This is a genomic window from Enterovibrio qingdaonensis, assembly GCF_028683135.1.
In the GTDB taxonomy this organism is placed as follows: Bacteria; Pseudomonadota; Gammaproteobacteria; order Enterobacterales; family Vibrionaceae; genus Enterovibrio; species Enterovibrio qingdaonensis.
This window is the reverse complement of the sequence record NZ_JAJUBB010000029.1, coordinates 18,265-40,955: the sequence shown is the minus strand read 5'-3', so window position 1 is coordinate 40,955 and position 22,691 is coordinate 18,265. Positions and strand designations below refer to the sequence as shown.

The 22,691-nt window shown below is 47.7% G+C and carries 18 protein-coding genes; 9 read left to right on the top strand and 9 right to left on the bottom strand.

Annotated elements, in window-relative coordinates:
* Positions 1-2 precede the first annotated feature (2 nt).
* Together LRP49_RS23355 and LRP49_RS23350 are read left to right on the top strand one after the other, a co-directional pair.
* A complete protein-coding gene (locus LRP49_RS23355; protein WP_274145831.1) occupies positions 3-527 on the top strand; it encodes a hypothetical protein in 525 nt (174 codons plus the stop codon).
* 724 nt (positions 528-1,251) lie between these two features.
* Positions 1,252-2,142: a glycosyltransferase family 9 protein gene (locus LRP49_RS23350; RefSeq protein ID WP_274145829.1), complete on the top strand. Its 891-nt coding sequence runs from the start codon at positions 1,252-1,254 to the stop codon at positions 2,140-2,142.
* Between the two features lie 201 nt (positions 2,143-2,343).
* On the opposite strand, the gene LRP49_RS23345 is transcribed toward LRP49_RS23350, so the two are convergent.
* The gene (locus tag LRP49_RS23345) at positions 2,344-4,227 is read right to left on the bottom strand and encodes a methyl-accepting chemotaxis protein (RefSeq protein WP_274145827.1); all 1,884 of its coding nucleotides are present in this window, start codon (positions 4,225-4,227) and stop codon (positions 2,344-2,346) included.
* Positions 4,228-4,533: 306 nt separating this feature from the next.
* On the opposite strand from LRP49_RS23345, the gene LRP49_RS23340 reads away from it, so the two are divergent.
* Positions 4,534-5,295: a DUF2927 domain-containing protein gene (locus tag LRP49_RS23340; protein WP_274145826.1), complete on the top strand. Its 762-nt coding sequence runs from the start codon at positions 4,534-4,536 to the stop codon at positions 5,293-5,295.
* Positions 5,296-5,306: 11 nt separating this feature from the next.
* Here the strand turns inward: LRP49_RS23340 and LRP49_RS23335 are convergent, their stop codons facing one another.
* From LRP49_RS23335 to LRP49_RS23300, 8 genes are all read right to left on the bottom strand, one after another.
* Entirely contained in the window at positions 5,307-6,446 is a 1,140-nt protein-coding gene (locus tag LRP49_RS23335) for an eCIS core domain-containing protein (RefSeq protein ID WP_274145824.1), read from the bottom strand.
* A gap of 247 nt (positions 6,447-6,693) precedes the next feature.
* Complete coding sequence (locus LRP49_RS23330; RefSeq protein ID WP_274145822.1) at positions 6,694-7,587, bottom strand: hypothetical protein; 894 nt, start codon at positions 7,585-7,587, stop codon at positions 6,694-6,696.
* On the bottom strand, positions 7,574-10,018 hold the full coding sequence (locus LRP49_RS23325) for a fimbria/pilus outer membrane usher protein (protein ID WP_274145820.1): 2,445 nt from the start codon (positions 10,016-10,018) through the stop codon (positions 7,574-7,576). Before LRP49_RS23325 ends, LRP49_RS23330 begins: the two co-directional genes overlap by 14 nt.
* On the bottom strand, positions 10,015-10,713 hold the full coding sequence (locus LRP49_RS23320; protein ID WP_274145818.1) for a fimbria/pilus periplasmic chaperone: 699 nt from the start codon (positions 10,711-10,713) through the stop codon (positions 10,015-10,017). Before LRP49_RS23320 ends, LRP49_RS23325 begins: the two co-directional genes overlap by 4 nt.
* Before the next feature lie 54 nt (positions 10,714-10,767).
* Positions 10,768-11,289, bottom strand: coding sequence for a hypothetical protein (locus tag LRP49_RS23315; RefSeq protein WP_274145816.1), 522 nt, complete (start codon positions 11,287-11,289; stop codon positions 10,768-10,770).
* Between the two features lie 161 nt (positions 11,290-11,450).
* Positions 11,451-12,095 (bottom strand): helix-turn-helix transcriptional regulator, encoded by a 645-nt coding sequence (locus tag LRP49_RS23310; RefSeq protein WP_274145814.1) that lies wholly within the window; start codon positions 12,093-12,095, stop codon positions 11,451-11,453.
* Between the two features lie 168 nt (positions 12,096-12,263).
* Complete coding sequence (locus LRP49_RS23305) at positions 12,264-13,505, bottom strand: polyhydroxyalkanoate depolymerase (protein ID WP_274145812.1); 1,242 nt, start codon at positions 13,503-13,505, stop codon at positions 12,264-12,266.
* 178 nt (positions 13,506-13,683) lie between these two features.
* A complete protein-coding gene (locus LRP49_RS23300; protein WP_274145810.1) occupies positions 13,684-14,229 on the bottom strand; it encodes an SRPBCC family protein in 546 nt (181 codons plus the stop codon).
* Between the two features lie 350 nt (positions 14,230-14,579).
* Between LRP49_RS23300 and LRP49_RS23295 the strand changes: the two genes are divergently transcribed.
* From LRP49_RS23295 to LRP49_RS23270, 6 genes are all read left to right on the top strand, one after another.
* A complete protein-coding gene (locus LRP49_RS23295; protein WP_274145808.1) occupies positions 14,580-16,700 on the top strand; it encodes a DctP family TRAP transporter solute-binding subunit in 2,121 nt (706 codons plus the stop codon).
* A 5-nt stretch (positions 16,701-16,705) separates the two neighbouring features.
* Complete coding sequence (locus tag LRP49_RS23290; protein WP_274145807.1) at positions 16,706-19,150, top strand: ATP-binding protein; 2,445 nt, start codon at positions 16,706-16,708, stop codon at positions 19,148-19,150.
* Entirely contained in the window at positions 19,150-19,527 is a 378-nt protein-coding gene (locus LRP49_RS23285) for a response regulator (RefSeq protein WP_274145805.1), read from the top strand. Before LRP49_RS23290 ends, LRP49_RS23285 begins: the two co-directional genes overlap by 1 nt.
* A 3-nt stretch (positions 19,528-19,530) precedes the next feature.
* Positions 19,531-21,192: a GGDEF domain-containing response regulator gene (locus LRP49_RS23280; RefSeq protein WP_274145804.1), complete on the top strand. Its 1,662-nt coding sequence runs from the start codon at positions 19,531-19,533 to the stop codon at positions 21,190-21,192.
* A 109-nt stretch (positions 21,193-21,301) separates the two neighbouring features.
* Positions 21,302-21,964: a spondin domain-containing protein gene (locus LRP49_RS23275; protein ID WP_274145802.1), complete on the top strand. Its 663-nt coding sequence runs from the start codon at positions 21,302-21,304 to the stop codon at positions 21,962-21,964.
* A gap of 13 nt (positions 21,965-21,977) precedes the next feature.
* Positions 21,978-22,640 carry a spondin domain-containing protein gene (locus LRP49_RS23270; protein WP_274145800.1) on the top strand — a complete coding sequence of 221 codons (663 nt, stop codon included), beginning with the start codon at positions 21,978-21,980 and terminating at the stop codon, positions 22,638-22,640.
* The last annotated feature ends 51 nt before the right edge of the window (positions 22,641-22,691 follow it).

Sequence of the window (22,691 nt, the reverse complement as noted above, 5' to 3'; positions counted from 1 at the left end):
CCATGATTTATCTATATTTACTTGTTGGCGTGGGCCTTTTCTTCGTCGTCCTTGGTGAATCCATCATTCAAATGGCGCTCAGACTGACAATGCTCGTCGGAAACCGCCTTGGTCTCGACTACCTCTTCATGCCTATTTTGAAGCTCTATCCGCTGTTTCTCGCGTGGATTGGGGTGTATCTGTTGTATCGGGTATTGCAACTGCTCACAGCACGTTTTAGCCTGCGTACGGCCAGTTTCTTTGCCATGCTCTACTACTTTTTTGCCGCCTCGATGGCCTTCATTTCTCTGGTGAAATACTACAGCATTCCGTTCATCTCCGAGGTGCTGTTGGATTACGACATCAATGTTTGGCGCGCAATTGTCTTGGGGCTACTCACCGTGCTCTCTCACGTACTGTTGTTCTATCAAGTAGCAGGGTTCGGCGCAGCGGTTCTCGCCATTTTCAACCCATCTCGCTTCTACCGCTTTGTCGATAACGCATACGAGCAAGGCAGAGAGAGAACGTTGAACGAGACAACGGCTTAAAACCAAAAATCACCCGACAAAGGCGTTGGGTGATTAACTGGCCTTTGCAAATAAGAAGCTGCCAGTAAAAAGCCTCTTTCGCCCTATAGCGCGTTTATTGGGCACCCAGCTTAAGGCGAACAAAAACACCGATAGACACAACCACACAGAAAGCGTATTTAATTGATTTTATAAAGATAAATAGAAGTTTAAAGCGTGCTTTTCTGACCGTTGAGTTCTGTGAAAACAGGGCCAAATCAGGCGACCGAAAATAGGTTGACGAAGTATTCAAAAGTAGAAATAATTCGCGCAAGAGGCATGTGGCATATTCACAAGACCACAAACGGTATTTTTGATATTATTCAGCCAGTTAAATGACTACGCTTAGCATCAACTCGCTCTGCCAACCCTCTGACACAGGCGGTAACCCAGTGCGTTGTCATCCTTTTAGTTTTTAACTATACAGTTCGTTTTTTGTCCTGAATTTTTGACGCACAGATGCACTGAAAGCACGTCAATATCTGGCGACTGGACGCTCCTCCATTATACTCCCTCCATAGCATTCACTACGTGCTATGGGGTCGAGTAGAAGCTTTCATTGCAGGCAATTTAGCCGTATGAGACGTTTGATCGGTCCTAGCAGGCCTTTAATTTCATTGGAGTTTCTACTTAGTAGAGACTCAATCTAAAAAGTAATATGCAGATAAAAAACAATAGTAAGATTGTTGTATTAAATAATCGAGGTATGGGCGATTGTATTATCAGTCTGAGTGCCATTAAGTACTTAAAAGAACTAGGTAATTTCTCAGAGATTCACTTTGGTGTCGCCCCACGCCATGCTAGTTTGTTCAAAAAATCACTTTCTAGTGACGTCATGACGTTTGGAGCTGACTACCGTAGCTTCAAAGGCATCATTAGCTTTTTTAAAAAAATCAGTGAAATAAACCCTGACTACATCATCGAGTTTTCGCCGGTAAGACGAACCGGAAAAGTGATTCACTCCCACAAAGTACTTACGCGAGCAAAATACCAGTACTTCTCTTCTAAAATTGACACTATTTCATGGCCAGATGATTTAACCAGCACAAGCTGCTTAAACTCTGACCTCAATGATATTTGGTGCGCGTTTGGAGCAGATCATGATTTGCCGTCTGTCGCTCAGTACCTTCCGCCTACGCTAGAAAGTAGCGTCCTGAACTCTCGACCATTTATTGCGATGTCGATGGCATCATCCTCAGAAGACCACATGCCGTCAGTAAAGCACTTTTTGGAATTAGTGGATTCAGTCGCGAACAGATTCCCGGACAAAGAAATCGTCATTCCAACGAGTAACTCTGCGTTAGATCAGAAGATTAAGACACAATTAATGCAATCTAAGCATGAACTTAACTTCATTGAATCAGGTCTCGAAGAGCTTCCCGATTTGTTCAACCAATGCTGCTTTTTTGTAGGCATGGACACAGGGATCAAACACTTAGCTGCATACCTAGGGCTGCCTACCTTTAGCTATATTCCAGAGAAAAGCTACCCGTATAGTCACCCCTACCTAAGCCCGCATAAAGCGGTGCTGCTGCACTCGGACCCACTTTATGTCAAATCCGCCTTTTGGGATTGGCTGGATCTCATTGAACAATAGCGACGTGTTCAATAGAGCCACTTTGCTTTTTATTTAGGCTTATCAAATTGATGCCAGTCTCTCTTACCCTTTGTACTTTTTGTTTCTAACTCTATCTGGTGTAAGTTCAGAGCCTCAATCAACAACGCCAAGCACATTGCTTGGCGTTTTCATTAGCAAGGTTTAAAGGCGACAGCCATTTCGCTGCGTTTTGCTGAGTGTCTACACCTTAAATTGGCTAACGGTTGTATTCACGTGTGCCGCGGTCGATTCAATCTCAACTGACGTATCTCGGCTGCGTGCCGCCTGCTCTGCCACTTTGTCTGACACTTCTTTGATGGCCTGCGTATTACGGCTGATGTCATCTGTCACCGCGCGTTGCTCTTCGGCAGCACTGGCGATCTGAAATGCCATTTGAGAAATTTCGCTGATGGCTTGGGTAATTTCTCCCAGCTTCGCTGACGCTTCTTCCGCATATTGCACTGTTGATATCGCGCGATCGGAGCTTGAACGCATGTTGCTCACCGCTTTTTGGGTATTCTCCTGCAAGCTTTCAATCATATGACGAATTTCTTCGGTGGAATCTTGGGTGCGTTTACTGAGCACTCGAACTTCGTCTGCGACTACAGCAAACCCGCGACCTTGTGCGCCCGCTCGCGCCGCTTCAATCGCCGCATTTAATGCCAACAGGTTGGTTTGCTCAGCAATACCTTCAATAGTGGCAATGATTTGGGTAATACCTTGTGCATTCGCATCTAATTGCTCAATCACGCTCGCGGCCGTTTCAATCTGGCTGCACAGCGCATCAATGCTAATGCGGTTTTTGCAAATCACATCCAACCCTTCCATACAAGAAGACTCAGCACCTTGCGCTGCGTTCGCGGTCAGCTCGGCATTGTTTGCCACTTCACTTGCGGTTGCAGACATCTCATGAATGGCGGTCGCAACCTGATCAATGCTGTTGTGCTGATCGCGCAACACTCCCGTCGCGCCACTGGCAAGCTCTCGAGAAATAGACGCTGATTGGCTGAGTGAAACAGAAGACACTGACACGTCTTTGATGATGGTTTGAAGCTGCCCCAGAAAACGGTTTACGTTATCTGCCAGCTCACCAATTTCGTCGTTGCGGTCAATCGCCAAACGGTGCGTTAAATCGCCATGACCACTCGTCAGTTCGCTCACGGCTTTATTTAATAAAGACAAAGGTCGAAGCTGGCGGCTGATATTCCACGCTGCCAATGTCGCAATCAGCACAAACAAGAGCAAAGACGCCAGCAACGTATAGAAGATAGCCTCTGATACCACTGCGGTTGCCGTATCGGCATCTTCCACCAATACCAGCACCCAGTCAGTACCTTGAATTGATGAGACGTACAGCAGTTTCTCTTTACCGTCTGCATGAGAGACAAACGTTTGAAGGCTGCTGTTACCTTGCGCCGCTTTGACGTTATCAAGAGAAAGCGCGCGGTCTATCGCGCCTGAGGTTTTGCCCACCAAACTGTCATCGTTAAACGCCACAATATGGTGGTTGCTGTCGAGCAACGCGGCAAAGCCGTTGTCATCCTTACTGATGTTTACGATCTGGCGAACAATGTCAGTCACCTGCACATCAAGTGCAATCACGCCGTTGCGTTCACCATTAAATGGCTGCGCAATGCTAATCACCATGCTGCCATCAAAGTCTTGATAAGGGTCGGTGATAACCTGCTTTTGAGCTTGAATGGCATCACGGTACCAAGGGCGGGTGCGCGGATCATAATCGGCTGGCCAGCTTTCGGTCTTATCGCCCCAAGCAATCGTGCCGTCATCAAACCCGGCATAAACTGACAGAAAATCGCCCGCTTGCTTGGTGATCAGCATTTCTCGGTCAATATTGCCGCCTTGCTGAATCAGGTTAAGGTTTGCCTCAAGCATGTCCGCGCGGACAGATAACCAACTGTTGATGTAATTTGATGTCGCGACGCTGGTTTCTCGCATTTGGCTTTCTATCGCGGAATGGGTGGTATTGCGAAGAGTGGAGATAGAAATCCAAGCCTGAACCGCACTGACAACAGCAACGATCAGACCAATTGACAGGATAAGTCTGCTTTTAATGGTTTTATTCATTCAGTAATACTCGGTAGAACAACAAAAAGGTCAAAGACCATCACGAAAACAGAGTCTTATCGGCCTGCGCGACGTAATATTTCATGCCATACATAAGATTTGCTGATGCGGTCACAACTTTTCTATCCGCGCCCTAAAAGATCGCCCTGATGCCGTCGATGAGCGATTATTGCTGAATCTCGAATACGCTTTTGCTGGCACTACGCTGGATTTTCCCTTTATTGAATGGAAACCTGACCAAGGGGTTGTCATACTTTGCTGTAGGTTGGTGATAGCGAATTAAAATACTGGGCAATGGAGAGCCAAATGCGACACCTTTTCTGGGGACTGATCCTATCCTTACTTTCGACTCCTTCACTGGCTGCATGGAATGACCCTGCTCATGTAAAAAGGGCATTCAAACTGATCGCCCTTAGCAATGAATATGACAACCACAACCACCCTATCCGCAAATGGCAGCAACCCATCCGCGTATTTCTCGACCACCGTGTAGGCGATGAGGCACTGCATACCATGCTGGCCAATATTCAGCTGAATGATTTGGCGCGAGTAACTGGCCATGACATTCAAGTGGTGGATTCAGTGCAAGAGGCGAATATTCGAATGGTGTTCACCCGCCAAAGTCGCTGGCAGGATGAAACGCGAGAGTTGTGGCCTACCCAAGACTCGTTCCCGTTCCGGGGTTCAATCTGTATGGCGCATTTTTCGGTGAGCCAAAAGACGGAAATCCGCAAAGCACTGATTGTCATTCCCGTCGATCTGGCGCGTGAGCGCGGTAAGCTATTTGCGTGTGTGGTTGAGGAATTGACGCAGGTAATGGGGTTACCCAATGATTCGGATAAGGTGTTTCCATCGATTTTTAACGACGCCTCCAAAAATGCCTTGATGACGCCGCTCGATATTACTTTGCTAAGGCTACTCTACTCGTCAGAAGTTCATGCGGGTATGACAGAAACACAGGTGATGCCGATACTGGAGAGCTGGTTTCGACAAAACCCCGGCTGGTCAAAGCAATCTACCGACCTCTATCTTGAAACCAAATTCATTACCGAGTTTGGCTTAAATTAATCGCTTTTCGCTCAAGGTCGCCCCACACCAACCTCGTACTCACCCGCAGGACTGCACCGCACATAATCGCCGGTATTAAATCGGAAAATACCGTGTTGAAACCCCGTTCCCGCATAAACAGGGACACCAAATGCAGCCGCAAGCGCGCAGACGAGTGTCTGGTTTTGTCCCGACTTACAGCCTTCAATGTGCACAATGGCATTTGAGGTAAAGTGGGGACGCAAGCGGCTGAGCTCTCCGGTGAATGACGACACTGTGTTAGTGGTCAGCCAGTCATTACCAAACTCCATCCCATCCGGGTTACCATGATCGGCGATGTTTAAACGTTGAATTTCCCGTTCACCCACATGGGCAATCACATTATCCACTAACGATGTTACGTTCGTCATGGGTACATCCCCTCGCAGTGCACCCGTAATGGGTCCCGCGTAGCGAGGCGGAAAATACCACGGCATGGATGTATCTTGTCTGTCATCCACGGCAGTGACTGTCATTGGGCCCGTTTCTACCTGCTCTCTTTGCTCATGTTGCGCCCAAAGCTGTTCATCGGTAACGCGTTGCACAAGCGGCGTACCGCGTTGTTGCTGAATGACATGACCCAGCTCATGCGCCAGTAATCGACGACCTTGCGTTGAATTCGAGTACTGGTTTTCACCAAACACAATGTTGTTCGCAACCGTGTACGCCTTGGCCTGAATGTCGCGTGCTGACGAAGCCGCTTCCACACCTCGGTGTATTCTTACATGCCCAAAGTCCTGTCCGAACCTCTCTTCCATAAAGGTTCTTGTCTCATCGGGGATCGGTTGACCAGGCGTGTTGACCACGCGCTCAACACTCTCAGGTGCTGGCTCTCCATCAGTATGATGGGATGATTGCGTCGGCTTTCTTTGTACATTATTTGAAGATGATGACGGCCTGCTTGCACTGCATGAGCAGCGCGGCGTTCCAAGGCCTTTAGGCATCGCCATAACATTATCAGCTTGGCGATCAGCATCTTGTTCCAATGCGCTGTCAGGCGCACCGAGCATCAATTTTCGCTGAAGGAAGGAGTGATGACGCAAAGGGGCGTGCCGAGGCTTTATCAGCAAAGACGCATCAGGCTCCGACGGATTCCGCGTTTGAGAAAAGCGGTCAGATTGAAAGGCAAACATAAACCAAGCACCTTGCGAAATAGCAGTGCGGTGAGTGTAGTCGCCGCCTCGTATGGCATCTGTCTTTAATCAGATATTTTGGGGGTGTGGCGCAGTACCTCACAATCAAATCGACGCGATAACTAATCACCGAGCAACTAATCACCAGACAACATAAACAAAGGGGCTAACTCACGCGGTGAGGTTAATTCGCGCAAGAAAGCCCCTAAATTTTTATTACGTTAACATGCTGCTTTAAGCTTCAACCCTAGCGTGCAAACACGCTGATGGTCACCACGTCTTCATATTGTCCTGCACGCGCAAACGGCTCGGCCTTATTTTCAAATGCCAAAGGCAGTTTTCTGCCATGGTAAGGGCGTTGCCCCACGTCGATCACCACATCATCGGCCAGATTGATTTTCTGTCCACCATACATCAAGGAGTACGGCACGGTGTTTTGCTTGTTGGTAACATTCACCAGCTTCCCTTTGTTTTGGGAAGAAAACGCCATACTGACAAAGCCATTACTCTCGACATACACAGGCAAGTCGCGGCGGTTACGTTGGGTTAAGTCGCCCAGCTGCAATTTCACTGACATGCCCGTCGGCTTTATCCAACTGTCATTGGTGTTCGACAATTTGGCGCGTACATACGGTTTTACCTGATAGCTAAACGAATACACCTGTGAAGAGGTAGTTTCGTTCTTGACATCTTTAAGGCTAAATTCCAGCGTGCTGCTGTAGTTTCCCGGCGAAAAGTCTTTGGCACCGGGCAAGTAGACCCAAAAGTTCACCACGGTTTTACCATTTACCGTCAGTACATACTTATCGTCGCCAAACACTGGCAAATCCTGACGAGAGGCATTTTTCAGCTCATAGTCATGGTTAGAAACCTGTCCTGACAGATAAGGCCGTCCACCTTGTGGCTGCTGAATAATGATCTTGCGGGTGCAACTTGCCAGCTCGCGGTCAAGATACACAGTTGCGGGCACCCATGCTCCCTGCCACCCTTTTTGCCCCTCTTCTGCCGACGAGGTTTTAATGTCCATGTACCAATTACCTTCACAGGTACTGTCTTCTGGCAGAGCAAACGCAGCAGGTGACAAGGTTGTTGCTATCAGTCCCCATGCAAAGAGCGCGATTAATCGATTACGGATGGTCAACTCGGTTCTCCTCTTCACGTTTCACATGTAGCGTACCCAGCTCAATGAGCCGTTGATCCGTTTTTTCAATGACGACAGACAGCGGCGTAAAATCTTTTCCGCCGACAGTCAGCTCGTAGGTGCCCGGCCCTACGCCTTGAACGTAGAATCTGCCCCCTTTGTTGGTGAAAAACGGGGTATGTGATTTGCCGTTAGTCAAATCGCCTTGCAAGTAAGATATCGGCGCGCCCGTTTGGTCTAACAACACCCCTCTTGCGGTATAGGATGCATTTGACCCTACCATTAAGGTGTGGCCTGTCGCCGCGCCTGGGGAGATGCTGTATAAGCTCTGACCCCAATCGTACCCCACGGGTGCATCCGGCACGCTGACGTTAAAGCTGTTCACGGCATAAGGCACATCCAGCGGCAGCAAGCCACCGATGTCGGCCGTGGCGGCTGCTTTGTAAGAGCCATCCTGCGCCACGCCGAAGTGCGCTTCGTGTTCGCCAAGCGTCGGGTGAACCTTAGCCACCACAAACGGGCCAGCTTGCGCGCGTCCCCAACCAAGTTCACCATTGGCGTAACCTATTGCGGTATTACCGCGAATTGTCGCAGAGTAGCTGGCACCCGATGTGCTGGATTTAAGTTGCGAGCGCTCTACTTCACCTTCCCATTTAACGCGGTTAGCGGTGTAACTTAACAAGGCATTTTCGCGATCTCGGTTGTCATCATGCTCGACCATGCCACGGTAGCCGACACCACCCACGCGATCGCTGTTCGCTCGGCTAATATCAACGCGAGATTGGTTATTCAGGGTGTTGTAACTTGCCCCGACGGAGTACCCGTATTTTTTATGATTCCATCGCCAATCCAAGGTGAGGAAGTAGCGTGTTTCGTCAGCTTCTTGTTCACTGGCGTCAGTATGTGTGAGCCCCGCCCCCACCGTGATGTCACTGTTTTTCCAGTTCAGCATGGAGGTAGTGCTTACCTGCGGATTTTGGCTGTTATCGTCAAAGTACGAGGCGGAGAATGTCGCACTCCATTGGTCGCTGATCGACCACATGTAGTTGCCAAGGTAACGGTTATAAGACACGGCGATCGCATCGGCTTCCCAAGGAGAAGAAATGTAATCACTGGCAAACTCGGCACTCAAACGAAGGTTTGGCGTTTGGCTTTCAGACGCGCCGATGACCGCACTTTCAAAGCCAACTGACAACACATTGCCCACATCGCCATGGTCGTATTCACTCAGCGAAACGCGGCTGGAGATATTACCCCAATCCGTGCCGACCGTTGCCAGCCCTCCCGCTAGGTTGCCGTATTTTGCCGCCAGCCCATTTGCTCCCACGGTCACGCTTGATGACACACCGTATTCAACAAAACCGGTCATTGCCCAGGTGTTGCTGTAGTCAATCCCCGCGTCAGCAAACACGGACGGCACACCCGCACTAAAGGCATAATTCACCATGCCTTTGTCTAACAGATTGCTGTTATAAAACTGGGTAAAAACAAAGGTATCTTGTTTGCCGGAAAGATAGGTCACATGAACTGTGATGTCATTGGCACCATTGACCATAGGCAAGTTCATCAAATTAAAGCGTCCGGCTTCTTGGCGACCACTGAAGATCACTTGCCCATTGACCTCAATCTCTACCTCGGCACTCTCTTTTAAGATCAGCTCTTGGTTACTGCCCGGGCCGACCATGCGCTGAGGTTGCAGCTCGGCATAATCGCTTTCAATCGAAAAGCCGCCCATGCTGATATTGGAAAGGTAGCCCGAAACACCGGACTCCACATCACCCATCGAGAAACGATAAGGCGCATTAGGGTTGTCATAGAAGGCTGTCCATTCGCCGCGCAGCACTTGCGTATCGCCATCGGAGATCTCGAGGTAGTTTGCAGCATCAACGTTGATGCCCGTTGCGCCACCGACATTGAACTGAGCTAACCAATCAAACGAGGTGTAACTTGCGTTGGAGGAATCTTGCCAGCTTTCTTGATGGGAAAAGTTGAGGCTGTTCAGCCAGCTAAACTCGCTACTTTCAGAGGGGACAAACGGGGCAAAACCTTCGCCAAAATCCACATTCGCCTGACCAAAAGCATCGGTTGAAATTTTCGCTGCCATTGTTAGCGTCGATGGATCGAAAGTCAGTGTGATGCCCTGCGCTTCTAACGCTTTCAGTGACACCATACCATCGCTTCTGTTTTGGTTTTCAGACGTTTTTTGTTCTGACGATAGAGCTAACCAAATTTCCTCCGCCACACGATGACCAAGAATGGTTTTCAAATCACTTTCAGATACCGCCTCCACATCCATTCCAGACAAGGAAACAGGCAGCATGCCAAGCTCCCTTCCGTCCATGTTGAGTGGCACCGTGAAGGTCATCGCCCACGCAGAAGAGGAAGCCAGCATTAAGATGCAAACGGCACTCAGCCGTCTGCCCATGTTCATTGTTCGCCCTTCACTGTCACATTAGAAAGGGTTTCGCCTGCTGGCAGAAGACTCTTCACAGATACTGTTGCGGACTCGCCCGGCACAAGAAACTGGCGATTGAATAGCTGTTTAATCTGATCCCAGTGCCAGACATGGTTGCCCTTGTTGGTTTTCGCATTCAAATCGAAATCCGGGATCACAGCCACACCTGTGCCTACGTTTTTCAGCGTCAGCTCTGGCGCATTTTTACCCTTTGTCGAAACAGAAGCATCCAACGTTGCGATGGCATTGTCTGGTGACACGAAGACAAGGGCACCGATTTGGAACAGCATTTTGATGCTACTGTGCTTCTCTTCGTCTTTAATTGGCAGCTGGCTGAAGACCACACGATAAGATTTCGCAGACGTTAATGGAGCACCTAAATACTTCACCTTCACCATTTGGGTTTTGCCCGGCGGGATCAATGCTTGTGGCGGGAAAATGAAGAAGTCATCCGTGTCTTTCAGAGTTTCTTCTTCATCACCCACAATGCTTCTTTCCTTCACTGAGATTTCAAGAGGAAGCGGAAGACCCGTGGTATTGTTGATTTGGAAGAATTGTTCACTTTTCGCACCATGGTCGGAGAAGAACGACACCATTGGAAGCAATTCAAAAGCTTGAGTGAACGGAGATACGAGCAAAAGTGCTAATAGAAAAGGCCGAAGTACACGCATAACTACCTCAAAAGGGGCCCCATAAGGCCCCTAGAAAAGAAACAACATTGCGAATTAACGTGGGTACAAAGATACGTACATTGACGTTTTGTACTCACCAGATTTTTCCCAACCATTGATCACTGGTGTGATGTTCAGTGTTTTGGTTTCGCTCAGGTAACCTTCAGTGCTGTTGCTCACATCCATCGATGTTTCGATCGCATGGCTGTTCGATGCATTGGTAGAGCCGTCAATAACCGCACTCTCACCATTGAAAGCCACTTTCAGCGGGATAACATCTACACCGTTTTCATTTTTAAACGCCTGTGCGCCAACAACTAACAAACCTTTTGCATTGTCGTTGTTACACCAAGCGTTGAATTTAAAATCACTGGTTTTTGCGTTGGTGTTTTCAACATCCAGTTCAATGGTACGGTCTTGCTTGGTGTGCATGCGACAACGTTGTGGCACTTCACCTTTCAGGTTTACGAAAAACTGGGTTTGGCCATCTTCACGAGCAGTGCTTGACCAGCCGTCTGCAAATGCGCTTGTAGAACAAAGTAGGGCTAGCGCGATACCACCAATTACACGTTTCATATTGTTCTCCATTATTTGAAAAGGCTGACGTGTTGTTGGCAGTAAATGTAAGGTTTTCGCAGACTTATGGATATCGACCACATGTCCAATTCGCAAAGGTAAAAGGGACTAAATTCGGGCTAGTGGTCGGAGGTCTATTGCCATTTTGATGACCAAATGGCCTAGGCGGCCTCTTCTTCCAGCAACAGCGTGGTCAACTGATTGCGACTATTCTTCCCTGTTTTCAATAAGATATTGGAAACATGGCACTTCACTGTACTAGGACTAAGGTGAAGTTGCAGCGCAATGTCCTTGTTACTCTTACCTTGAAGGAGGAGTAGAAACACTTGTTGTTCACGGCTTGATAACGAGAAACGGGCACCCAGCACGTTCACGGAATGGCAAGACATGCCTCCCGCTTTTACCAAGTGCTTTAACGCTTGAGACATGGCATCACGGCTGAACCACATTTGCCCACCCGCAATGGTTCGCAATGCGCGGGGCAGCATTTCCAAAGTGTAAGGCGCGACGATCAATCCCGAATAACCAAGGGAAATCAAGCCTGCAACACTTTCTTCGTCAACAGGGTTCCCGTTAACGATTAGCCACTCGCCACCACGCTCGTAAGGAGAAATGAGCAACGAAGAAGGATTACCCAGTGTACCTTTGTCGAAAACCACGACATCTTCACTCGACAAGCTCCAAAGCTCATTCACGCCGTCACATTCACAAAAACGATAATCGTGAAAAATGGAAGAAAGCACCGAATTCACAACGGCTGACCAATCGCTATTTAGCGATACGATATATACACTTTTAATGCCCATGCATTTCAACATTCTGGAAATCAATATAACTCTGGTACTTTATATACTCTCAATTCCAAAATGTTTCTAGCACGAATAACTCACACCTTTATCGTTACCAACGACAAGCAATCGACATCAAGCCGCTCGCATAATGTTTAGAATCAAAAAGATAAGAATAAGAAAAGCCTAAGCAACACGTCGTTTACGTGGCTCATATTTATTTATGAAACCTTTGATTTTAGGCGCGATACACTCTCGATATCGTCGACCGTTGAAAATCCCATAGTGGCCAACGCCTTCTTGCTCGTAGTGCACTTTCTTGGTTTTTCGCAATTTGGTACACAAATCAAGCGCAGCTGCGGTCTGGCCTCGGCCCGTTATGTCATCCAGCTCACCTTCAATTGTCATGATGGCAGTCTGTGTAATACTGGCTAAATCAACGCGCTGACCACGGTATTGCAAGGTGCCATTAGGGAGTTTTTGCTCAAGAAAAACTTTTCGAATGGTATCGAGATAGTAGTGGGCGGGTAAGTCCATAACGGCCAAGTATTCGTTATAGAATTTTCGGTGAGCCTCAGCATTGTCACCGTCCCCCTTAACCAGATCACCGAAAAATTTAAAATGCTTTTGCACATGCGTATCAAGGTTCATCGACATAAATCCAGAGAGCTGAACAAACCCTGGATAGACGAGTTGCCCTACCCCTTCATATTGCTCTGGGACTGTGCAAATTACGTTGGACTCAAACCATTCCAAATCTTTTCCACTTGCATAATCATTTACTTCCGTTGGATTAATGCGCGTGTCGATCGGCCCGCCCATCAGGGTCATGGTTTTGGGTGTCGCCGGGTTATTTTGTGCCGACATTAACGAGGTTGCGACCATCAAAGGCACGCAGGGCTGACAAACTGCGATTGTGTGGGTCTCTGGCCCCAACATTTCGAGGAACTCAATGAGGTAATCAACATAATCATCAAAATGAAATTCTCCGCTGCTAAGCGATACATCACGTGCATTGCGCCAGTCGGTCACATACACATCATGATCGGGAAGAAACTCACGAATGGTGCCACGTAAAAGGGTAGCGAAATGCCCAGAGAGCGGTGCAACAAACAGGACTTTCGGTTGATTCGGTTGGGCTTTGCTGCGGCGAAAATGCAAAAGGTTGCAAAAAGGTTTATTGGCAATAACATTGTACTGAATCGCCAGTTTCTCCCCTTTGATGATGGTTTCATCTAATTCCCAAGAGGGTTCGTCATAGCAATCTGTCAGCCGTTCTACAAACTCCATGGATGCATCAAGGGTTCGAGATGCTGCTGAAAATCGTAAGCAATTCCACGGAGCGGAATTAAAGTCCCTTACAAACTTTGCCCAGCTATTCAGAGGCTTAATGGATTCCATGTAGGTGGCATTGAGTTGATAGAGCATAGGCTGGCCCTTGTTGTGGTGAAGTACGTCAGATATAACCCTTCTTTCAACATACTAGACCAGAAACGGATAACCGCCGGGCAGGCTGCTCAAACCCCAACACGCTGTGATGCAAAGAAATCGAGGGTGACATGTCACCATTGCCACCCTCATAGATTTAGATTTCCACCTGTATTTTCTAGTTTTCCATTAGAGCTTTTAGATTTCTCAAACCAAGCTGATAAAGGCCAGTGATTGCTTCAATAGCGGCTTTATCATTCAAGTTTTCAGGTGGGTTATTATTTGGGTCGCCTCGATAAAAACCGGCTTTCCATGTGACGATACTTTTGTCGCCATCAGGGGTAACCTTAAGCGTCGATTGGTAGTTAGTAACAGGCAGCAGAGCGGTGTTGTCTTTGGTGATTTTGTATTTAAGCATCATGCCTGCCGCATCATATTTTTTGATTTCTTCTGTCACTGACTGGTCACCCACGTGTACCACACGTTCCGCCCCTTTTTGATCGGGCTCTCCAGCGGTCATTTCGACACTGGTAACGGGCGGAAGCCAGCTCAAACTATTGAAAGCACCCACCGTTTTCCACACTTTTTCCGCAGGCGCATCGATAGTAATGACTTCTTGTACTTTCAACCTCGACGGGCCGTGCGCATGTACCGAAAACGCCACCAGCAAGCTTGCAGCCAATAACGGTATCCCTGTCAGTTTCCTAAACACATTGCTAAGCATAAACAGTACTCCTTAACTTCAACGATCCTCGCTGTGTTTATATATGGCCTTGTTCGCGAACAGAAACACTCAGGAGAAAAAGTCTTTTTCTATCCAATCGTGTATTCGCTAACTGCATGAATAGGCAGCAATAAGCTAAACCTTGGTTTGAGATTAGAAGAACTTTCCGTTGCGAAACGTGCTTTCTTCGAGAAAACCCAGTCTCCCGTTAGAAGATGGCTCACTGGCGAAACTTTCATCTCATCTCTAATATCTTCTATATCCCCCATCCAAAATGTGGATCAAGCAAGAGATAACAATGGCCGTGGTCAGAGCCCCTCACTACCAACATAAAATCAGGGAAAAACACCATGATACGCGCATTTGTTAGTTTGATATTTGTACTCAGCCTACTCAGTTGCGACGCTCAAGAACGTCAGATGACAAAGCGCAATCCGACAGCAGGTGAACCTTATATCTATGCATTGACAATGCCTCTTTGCATGCACGATGCCAGTGCCGAACACCAAGCCGCCATCCGATTTTCAGAGTTGGTAGAAAAGCGCACCAAGGGTCAGATGACCATTGAAGTCATTCGGCAAGAGACGAAATGTGCCGAAAGAGAAATCATTGCTGACGTTCAAAAAGGCATCATCGACTTCGCGGTCATTCCGTCAGCACGCTTGACCTATATCGCTCCAGACTTACAACTGTTTGATCTGCCGTTTTTCTTTGAAGACACCGACGCTGTTAATCGCGTTTACGACAGTGCTGCAGGGAAATTACTTTTATCCAAGCTCGATATTCAAAATTTAGTCGGCCTTGCCTTTTGGCATGGTGGGTTCAAGCAACTGGTTTCCAGCACCCCAATCACAACCCCTAGCGATCTTGGAAACCAACGATTTAAAGTCTTTGAAAGCTCGCTACTGAGAGAGCAATTCAGCAACTGGGGAGCGCACTCTTTGAGTATTGGTGCAGGCCAAACAAAAATGGCGTACGAAAAAGGCGCGATAGATGGTGAAGAAAATACGCCAAGAAATGTATTACAAAGACTACCTGAGACTCCCCACATTACGCTGACCAACCACGGTTATCTCTCTCACGTGATGCTGATGTCCTTAAAAACATTTGATTCGATTCCGGAAAAATTTCAGAGCGTGATCAATAAGGCGGCCATCGAGGCAACAAGCTACCAGCACCAACTCGCGGAACAGAAAAACCAAGAGGCATTATTCCTACTCAAGAACACGGCCACTGTGACGGTGACTGAAGCATCGCCCACTTTCGTGGCGTGGTTAAAAGAACACTCTTCCAAGTTGCTTGAGTTTTACCGTATGCGTCTTGGTACTGAAATGGTTGAACAAGTACTTCAAGCAAAAGAAAACTGGCAGGCACCTCACCCTGACAAACTGCTGGTCGCGCTCGATGCTGATATGAGCGGCAACTCCGCCCTTTCTGGACTTGCAATTCGTCGAGGTATTGAGATCGCCATCGAGGAAATTAATCAAAGCGGTGGGCTATTGGGTAAAGAGGTCGCGTTAATTGCGAGAGACAATTCTATGATCCCCTCTCGTGGTCTCGACAATCTGGAAATTTTCGCTGGTCTTCCCAACTTGCTTGCCGTGTTCAGCGGGATCAGCAGTCCCGTTGTCCTTGCTGAATTAGATTATCTTCATCAAAACAAAACCTTGATGCTGGTTCCCTGGGCTGCCGCCACACCCATCGTGTCGAATGAACACTCTCCCAACTATGTGTTTCGTGTCTCCGTGCGTGACGAATACGCCGCTGACTTTCTTCTTGACGGAGCACTGGACGTTTCCGAAAACGTGGGCTTTCTCTTGGTCAACAATAGCTGGGGGCGTAGCAACTTTCGCGGACTGACGGATTCCATGGCCCGTCGAAACCTGACTGTCTCCCACGTTGAATGGTTCGATTGGGGAGAGCGAAACTTTAGGGCAAAAATTGATGCTCTGGTGAAAAAAGGCGTCAAGGTCATCATTTTTGTGGGTAACCCTGTCGAAGGTGGGAAATTTGTAAAAGCACTAGCAAAGCTCGATGCACCCCCGGTCGTTATTTCACATTGGGGGATCACTGGCAGCAATTTTGCGGAAAAAAGCCGCCAAGCATTGGAGAAAATAGATCTGCGTGTTCTTCAGACGTTCAGTTTTATCAATGCAGATACTCCAGCGGCAGATAAGCTAATCACGCGCTATCACGACCGCTATAACACTACACATCGAAAAGAGATCGTTGCCCCTTCCGGTACCGCACATGCGTACGACCTGATGCACATGCTTGCTATAGCAACCAAAAAAGCGGGCAAACCCAATATGCCGCTAATCCAACAAGAGCTTAGGAAAATTGAGCAATACCAAGGCGTAATGAAAGATTATCAACGCCCGTTCTCCGGCAAGCACCAAGACGCACTCGACCGCTCAGACTATATGTTTGCAACGTATCAAGACACCGCACTCTACCCCTTGAAGGAATAGTGGCCATGTCAAAAAAAAGAAGTCTGGCGAGCCATTTTTCGGCATCGATTTTATCACTGTTGTTCGGTTTCTTTATTTTCGTTGTTGCTGCAACCTCTATCATGCAGTTTGAGCGACTTGAAGAACAACTGAAAGAGGAGCTTCATATCGAAGCATTTAATAAGCTCAACCTTTTCAACGTCGAACTCAATTCACTGCGTCAAGTCGTGTTCAGAATGGCATCAAGTCAGTTATCCATTAATGGGCTTATTGACTTAAACCACTCGTATTTTCACCACTCGTTGGATGATCTCTCTTTGTTTACTTCGGTGAATGACGCTGTCGTATTTGACTACGCCGGAGAATATCTATTCGGTGATTATCAATCGCCCCCTACCTGGTACAAGACATCATTAATCAACCAAACATTGTCCACCAACCAACGTGCTCTTCTTTTCAAAAACGGATACTTTTTCATTGTTGAACCCATCTTATATTACGGTTCAATGCAGGGGGGCATCATTGCCAGAGTAAACACAAAAGACATGGTTAATCAGGTATTTAAAAAAACTAGCTATTCTTTCTCCGTATTAATAGGAAACAACTGGGAGTATTCAAACAACAATCTGGCACCAGATGGCATCACGCTTAAAATGGCAGCACCAGCAAGCATGGACATCAGCGAGTTCAGCACATCAATATCACTGGTTGAACCCTATTCACACCTGTTTAAAGGCATCTATCCTTGGCTATTTAGCTTTACCTTGCTTGGCTTGATTGGGCTGCTTCCCGTTATTTTTATTGCACAGCGAATTGGCCGAAAAATGGCGAAGCCTATTACACGGCTTGCGGATAACATCTCTGAAGGTAACTACCCGGTCACCTCAGACTCGAATGCACAGGAAATCGAAGATTTGGCCATCGCTTTCAACCTCGCGCACGAGGAGCTTATCAATGCGAACATGATCAAGATCGAAGCCGAGCGACGGTCAGGCCAAAGCAAGCTGGTTGCTATCGTTGATACCGTCGTAGACGGCATCGTTACCATTACAGAACAAGGAAACATCGTTACCTTTAACCCTGCAGCAGAAACACTCTTCGGCTACAAAGAACACGAAGTCATTGGTAAAAATGTCAAAATCCTGATGACGAGCAAAGATTCCCATGCGCATGACACCTATCTGACTAACTACCTCAATGGTAAGCCAGCTCAAATTATCGGCATTGGGCGAGAAGTTGTGGCCCAACGGGCTGATGGTTCAACTTTTCCCGCCGATCTCTCCATCAGTGAAATGCATGTTTCTGGCGAAAGGATGTTCACAGGCATCATTCGGGATATCACACTGCGCAAAAAAGATGAGCAACTGAAAAACGAGTTTGTCGCCACGGTTAGTCACGAACTAAGAACCCCGCTTACCTCCATTCGCGGCGCACTCGGACTGGTTTTGGGTAAATTTGACGGTCAACTCCCCGCCAAAAGCAAAACCATGCTGTCCATGGCTCTTCGAAACTGTGAACGACTCACCACGCTGATCAACGACATTTTGGACATTGAAAAACTTGAGTCTGAACAAATGTCATTAGAGCTGGTTGAAACAAATCTCGATAACATCATTCGCCGCTCGATCGAGGACAACGAAGGCTTCGCCAATCATCACGGTGTGTCTCTTTGTTATTTACCAAGCCCAACGGGTGCCTTTGTGTATGCTGACTCAGGTCGCCTTCAGCAAGTGATGGCAAACCTGTTGTCAAATGCCATCAAATACTCAGACAGAGGCAGCAGTGTAACTATCTCCCTGCGTCGGCAGGACGATTCCTATCGCGTTGATGTCTGTGATGAAGGGACGGGGATATCGCCAGAATTTCATGCCCGAATCTTTGAACGTTTTTCTCAGGCGGATAGCTCTGACACCCGAAAACGTGGGGGAACGGGCTTGGGCTTAGCCATTTCACGTACCATTATTGAAAGTCATCACGGTGAAATAGATTTTTTCTCGACCGTAGGCAAAGGAAGCACTTTCTTTTTTAAACTCCCAATACCGAGTAAAAATCTTAGTACCTTGGGGCATACAGAGCACACTGGCTCTACGTTTAAAAAGGAAACGCCTCTTTATCAAGTGCTCGTTATCGACGCAGACAAGTCCGTATTTAATGAGATCAAGGAGCCACTGTCTGAATTTTGCAAACTCCTCTTTGTCTCTTCTAAAGGTGCAGCAAAAATCGCATTACATAATCAAAATTTTGACCTCATCATTATGGATTGGGTCTTAAAAGGGGACGATATTTCTGGGCTGCTTGACGAGAATATCTTCTCCAACACACATGTCATCCTCCTTGGGGACAATCTCCCCAACTTTCGCCTTCCTGCTTGCGTCGCAGCGACACACCAAAAGTCGCAATTAAACACCAATGCGCTTAAATCAGAAGTGCGTCTTATACTTAAGATCAGAAATACACGAGAGGCGATGTAATGGGAAAGCCAATTAGTGTTCTTTACGTTGAAGATGATGATGACATTCGCGTCATAGCTGAAATGGCCTTGGAAGAAGAGGAGTTCTTCCTCATGAGTTGTTCATCCGGAGCAGAAGCATTAGAAAAAGCAGCACTTTCTGAGCCGGATCTATTGTTGTTGGATGTAATGATGCCAGGAATGGATGGCCCTACAACGCTAAATCACTTGCGCCTAATACCGCACATAGAATCTACGCCTGTGATTTTCATGACCGCAAAAGTGCAGCCTAAGGAAATAAAGGCGTACCAAGAGTGCGGAGCATTGGGCGTGATCAGCAAGCCCTTTGATCCCATGAGATTAGCCGATGAGATTAAATCCATATTGAAAAAGGCGTAGTTTATGAAGCCATCTCAAATCAAAAAGTTTCAAGAGCAGCAACGCAGATTTTCGGACGGTATTGATAAACGTATCCAAAAGCTAAGTCAGCTTTGGGCTGCGATACAAAAAGCACCCGATGATCACCTGATTGAGCTTGAAGACATGATTCTTGAGGCCCACAAACTTGCCGGTACAGCGATCACCTTAGGCTTTATTGATCTGGGAGAGCGCGGTAGAGACATTGAAATTCTCTTACGCCCCTTTTTGGAAGACAAACAACTTCCCAAAGGCGATGAAATTATCGATGAAATCGTTAATACGTTATCCAGCGTGGCGACTATCGAGCCCAAACGCCCTGAAGATATGACATACGGCGAAGTGACGCTTTTGCATGAAGAAGGGCGTTCAAAACAACTTGTGTATGTCGCCGCTGACATCCTCGATGACACCAAGGATATGGTTGAACAGCTCGAGTTTATTGATTACGAAGTCTTGTCGTTTGATTCTGCAGCAGCACTAAAAGAAGCGTTGGGTAAAGAGTCCCCCTCTGTCATGATCGTGGACATAAATGAATTCGATCTCCTCGACGAGATATCTAAATTTTGGCGTAAAGAAAGCGGGATCCCACTTGTCGTATTGTGCGCCAGTGAATGCTGGGAAAGTCGCTTACACGCTGCTCGTGCTGGTGCCTACGCCTTTTTCCAAAAGCCCGTTGAACACGATGATATCCTAGGTATTTTTGACAATCTTTGGGAAAGCAACAACGCGCAATATCGGGTACTTATCGTCGAAGATGAGCGAATGCTCGCCGAACACTACTCCGTTATCCTCCAAGGGGCGGGTATGAAAACCGCCATACTTGACGATACAGAACATTTGCTGGATGAGCTGGGTGAATTTCACCCTGACTTGGTATTGATGGATTTATACATGCCAAACTATTCCGGCGTAGAAGCCGCCAGTGTTATTCGACAGCACAATGCGCACACCAATCTACCTATCGTTTACTTGTCCGGTGAAACAGACTTAAAAATGCAGATGCAGGCTCTGCAAGTCGGCGCAGATGACTTTCTCACTAAGCCGATTAATGACTTACACCTTACCCAAGCGGTTTCTATTCGCGCCAAGCGTTTTCGCCAGCTCAGCGCACTGATGGACAGGGATAGCCTCACGGGATTACTCAATCACTCAAACCTCAAGGTCGCTTTGGATCGCGAACTCTCACGTGCCAAACGGCATGAGTCGCCAGTAAGTTTCGTGATGATTGATATCGATCACTTTAAGTCGGTTAATGACAAGTATGGTCACCCTGTCGGGGACAAAGTGATCAAAGGCGTGGCAAGACTGCTGAACTATCGCTTCCGTAAAACCGATACCGCAGCACGATATGGCGGTGAAGAGTTTGCACTTATTTTGCCGGACACACCGGCCGATATCGCCCTAAGGCTCATTGATGAGTTTCGACTGACGTTTGCGAAAACGCCGTTCTCAAATGGCCCTGAGACGTTTTATGCCACATTGAGCGCAGGTGTTGCGACATTCCCTGAATTTCAATCAATCGAGTCGATTATTGAAGCCGCTGATTCAGCACTTTACCTTGCAAAAGAAAAGGGGCGAAACAGGGTAGTCACACACGTCGAATTAGACTTAGAAGACGACGAATCCCAAAAGAACTCCGCATGAAGACGAAAGGCGAGAGAGTTTTGCGAGTATTTTGATAGAGAGTCGCGACGAGATTGCCATTTTTGCCGCCCATGCTAAGAGCTGATCCCTCAAATGCATGGAGCGACATATGAAAAAACTACTGCTTGGCATGGCGATGGCAACCGCATTTTCCGCGAACGCAGCAACCATTGACGTCAATATAACGAACGCAACCGACGGCATTTATTTCACCCCTCTTTTGGTCGCGGCTCACAGCAATAACGTCCATTTATTTCGCACCGGAGAATCCGCATCAGCAGATGTAGAAGCCATGGCGGAAGGCGGTGATATCTCTGGTTTGGAAGCCCTAGCAGTCGGAGCTGGTGCAAGCGTTTCTGCTAATCCTGCCGGCGGTATTCTTAACCCTGGAGATTCCACTTCAACCACACTCTATGCCGAACATGGTGATGTGCTTTCAATTGCAGCCATGCTTCTTCCTTCCAACGATGCGTTTATTGGCGTAGACAGTTGGACTATCCCTAAAAAGCGCGGCAAATATATCATTCGAGCAAACGGCTATGACGCAGGCACAGAAGCCAATGATGAGCTGGCAGGCAGTGTGCCTACGCCGCCATTTATTGACTTTGGCTCTGCTGGCACGGGGGTTGATACGGAGGTATCAAATGACGTTGTTCACATTCACCCAGGTAATCTTGGTGATACGGATGCCAACGGCGGCATCAGTGACTTTGACAGCACCAAGCATCGTTGGCTGAACCCTGTTGCCATCATTACCGTTACCGTACGTTAAGGGAGGCAGCACTATGTTTCGCTTATCTCTTGTGGGTTTAACCGCCTTGTTTTTAGTCGGGTGCCCCTTTCAAAAAGAATACACGGTCACGGTCGAAAACCTTACCGCTGCACAGCCAATGTCTCCTGTCACTCTGATCACCCACAGAAAGAGCTTTGATCTTTTTGAGGTTGGACAGCCAGTCTCTGTAGCACTGGAAAAGCTGGCAGAAGGCGGTGACAACAGTGATGTTCTGAATTATCGCTATAACCGACGCGTCGAGGATACGCTATCCGGTGCTGCACCCTTGCTTCCCGGAGATTCAGAAAGCTTCACGGTTTATGTTACTCACCGTAAAACGCGCTTTTTGTCCGTCGCATCAATGCTGGTAAACACGAACGATGCCTTAGTGGCTGAAGCTGATATTCGCATCAATAAACTCCGCCCAGGTCAAAGCATGACAGTGACATTGCCTGTGTGGGATGCGGGAACAGAAGCGAACACGGAATCGGCAAGCTCCATTCCCGGTCCTGCTGCTGGAGGGGCTGGCTTTAGTGCCGTACGTGACGACGTCAATCGTATTCGTATACACCCCGGCGTACTCTCCACTGACGATGGCTTGGAAACATCGGCACTAGAGTACCAACATCGCTTCCTCAATCCCGGCGCAAAAATCACCATTAAACGCGTTTGGTAATCTCTGAATGCGAGCATCTTCAGGTTGATAAGTATATCGCCTCTACGTGCG

Coding starts and splice junctions, on each gene's coding strand:
- LRP49_RS23355 (WP_274145831.1), top strand. CDS start 3: ATGATTTATCTATATTTACTTGTTGGCGTGGGCCTTTTCTTCGTCGTC.
- LRP49_RS23350 (WP_274145829.1), top strand. CDS start 1,252: ATGGGCGATTGTATTATCAGTCTGAGTGCCATTAAGTACTTAAAAGAA.
- LRP49_RS23345 (WP_274145827.1), bottom strand. CDS start 4,227: ATGAATAAAACCATTAAAAGCAGACTTATCCTGTCAATTGGTCTGATC.
- LRP49_RS23340 (WP_274145826.1), top strand. CDS start 4,534: ATGCGACACCTTTTCTGGGGACTGATCCTATCCTTACTTTCGACTCCT.
- LRP49_RS23335 (WP_274145824.1), bottom strand. CDS start 6,446: ATGTTTGCCTTTCAATCTGACCGCTTTTCTCAAACGCGGAATCCGTCG.
- LRP49_RS23325 (WP_274145820.1), bottom strand. CDS start 10,018: ATGAACATGGGCAGACGGCTGAGTGCCGTTTGCATCTTAATGCTGGCT.
- LRP49_RS23320 (WP_274145818.1), bottom strand. CDS start 10,713: ATGCGTGTACTTCGGCCTTTTCTATTAGCACTTTTGCTCGTATCTCCG.
- LRP49_RS23315 (WP_274145816.1), bottom strand. CDS start 11,289: ATGAAACGTGTAATTGGTGGTATCGCGCTAGCCCTACTTTGTTCTACA.
- LRP49_RS23310 (WP_274145814.1), bottom strand. CDS start 12,095: ATGGGCATTAAAAGTGTATATATCGTATCGCTAAATAGCGATTGGTCA.
- LRP49_RS23305 (WP_274145812.1), bottom strand. CDS start 13,505: ATGCTCTATCAACTCAATGCCACCTACATGGAATCCATTAAGCCTCTG.
- LRP49_RS23300 (WP_274145810.1), bottom strand. CDS start 14,229: ATGCTTAGCAATGTGTTTAGGAAACTGACAGGGATACCGTTATTGGCT.
- LRP49_RS23295 (WP_274145808.1), top strand. CDS start 14,580: ATGATACGCGCATTTGTTAGTTTGATATTTGTACTCAGCCTACTCAGT.
- LRP49_RS23290 (WP_274145807.1), top strand. CDS start 16,706: ATGTCAAAAAAAAGAAGTCTGGCGAGCCATTTTTCGGCATCGATTTTA.
- LRP49_RS23285 (WP_274145805.1), top strand. CDS start 19,150: ATGGGAAAGCCAATTAGTGTTCTTTACGTTGAAGATGATGATGACATT.
- LRP49_RS23280 (WP_274145804.1), top strand. CDS start 19,531: ATGAAGCCATCTCAAATCAAAAAGTTTCAAGAGCAGCAACGCAGATTT.
- LRP49_RS23275 (WP_274145802.1), top strand. CDS start 21,302: ATGAAAAAACTACTGCTTGGCATGGCGATGGCAACCGCATTTTCCGCG.
- LRP49_RS23270 (WP_274145800.1), top strand. CDS start 21,978: ATGTTTCGCTTATCTCTTGTGGGTTTAACCGCCTTGTTTTTAGTCGGG.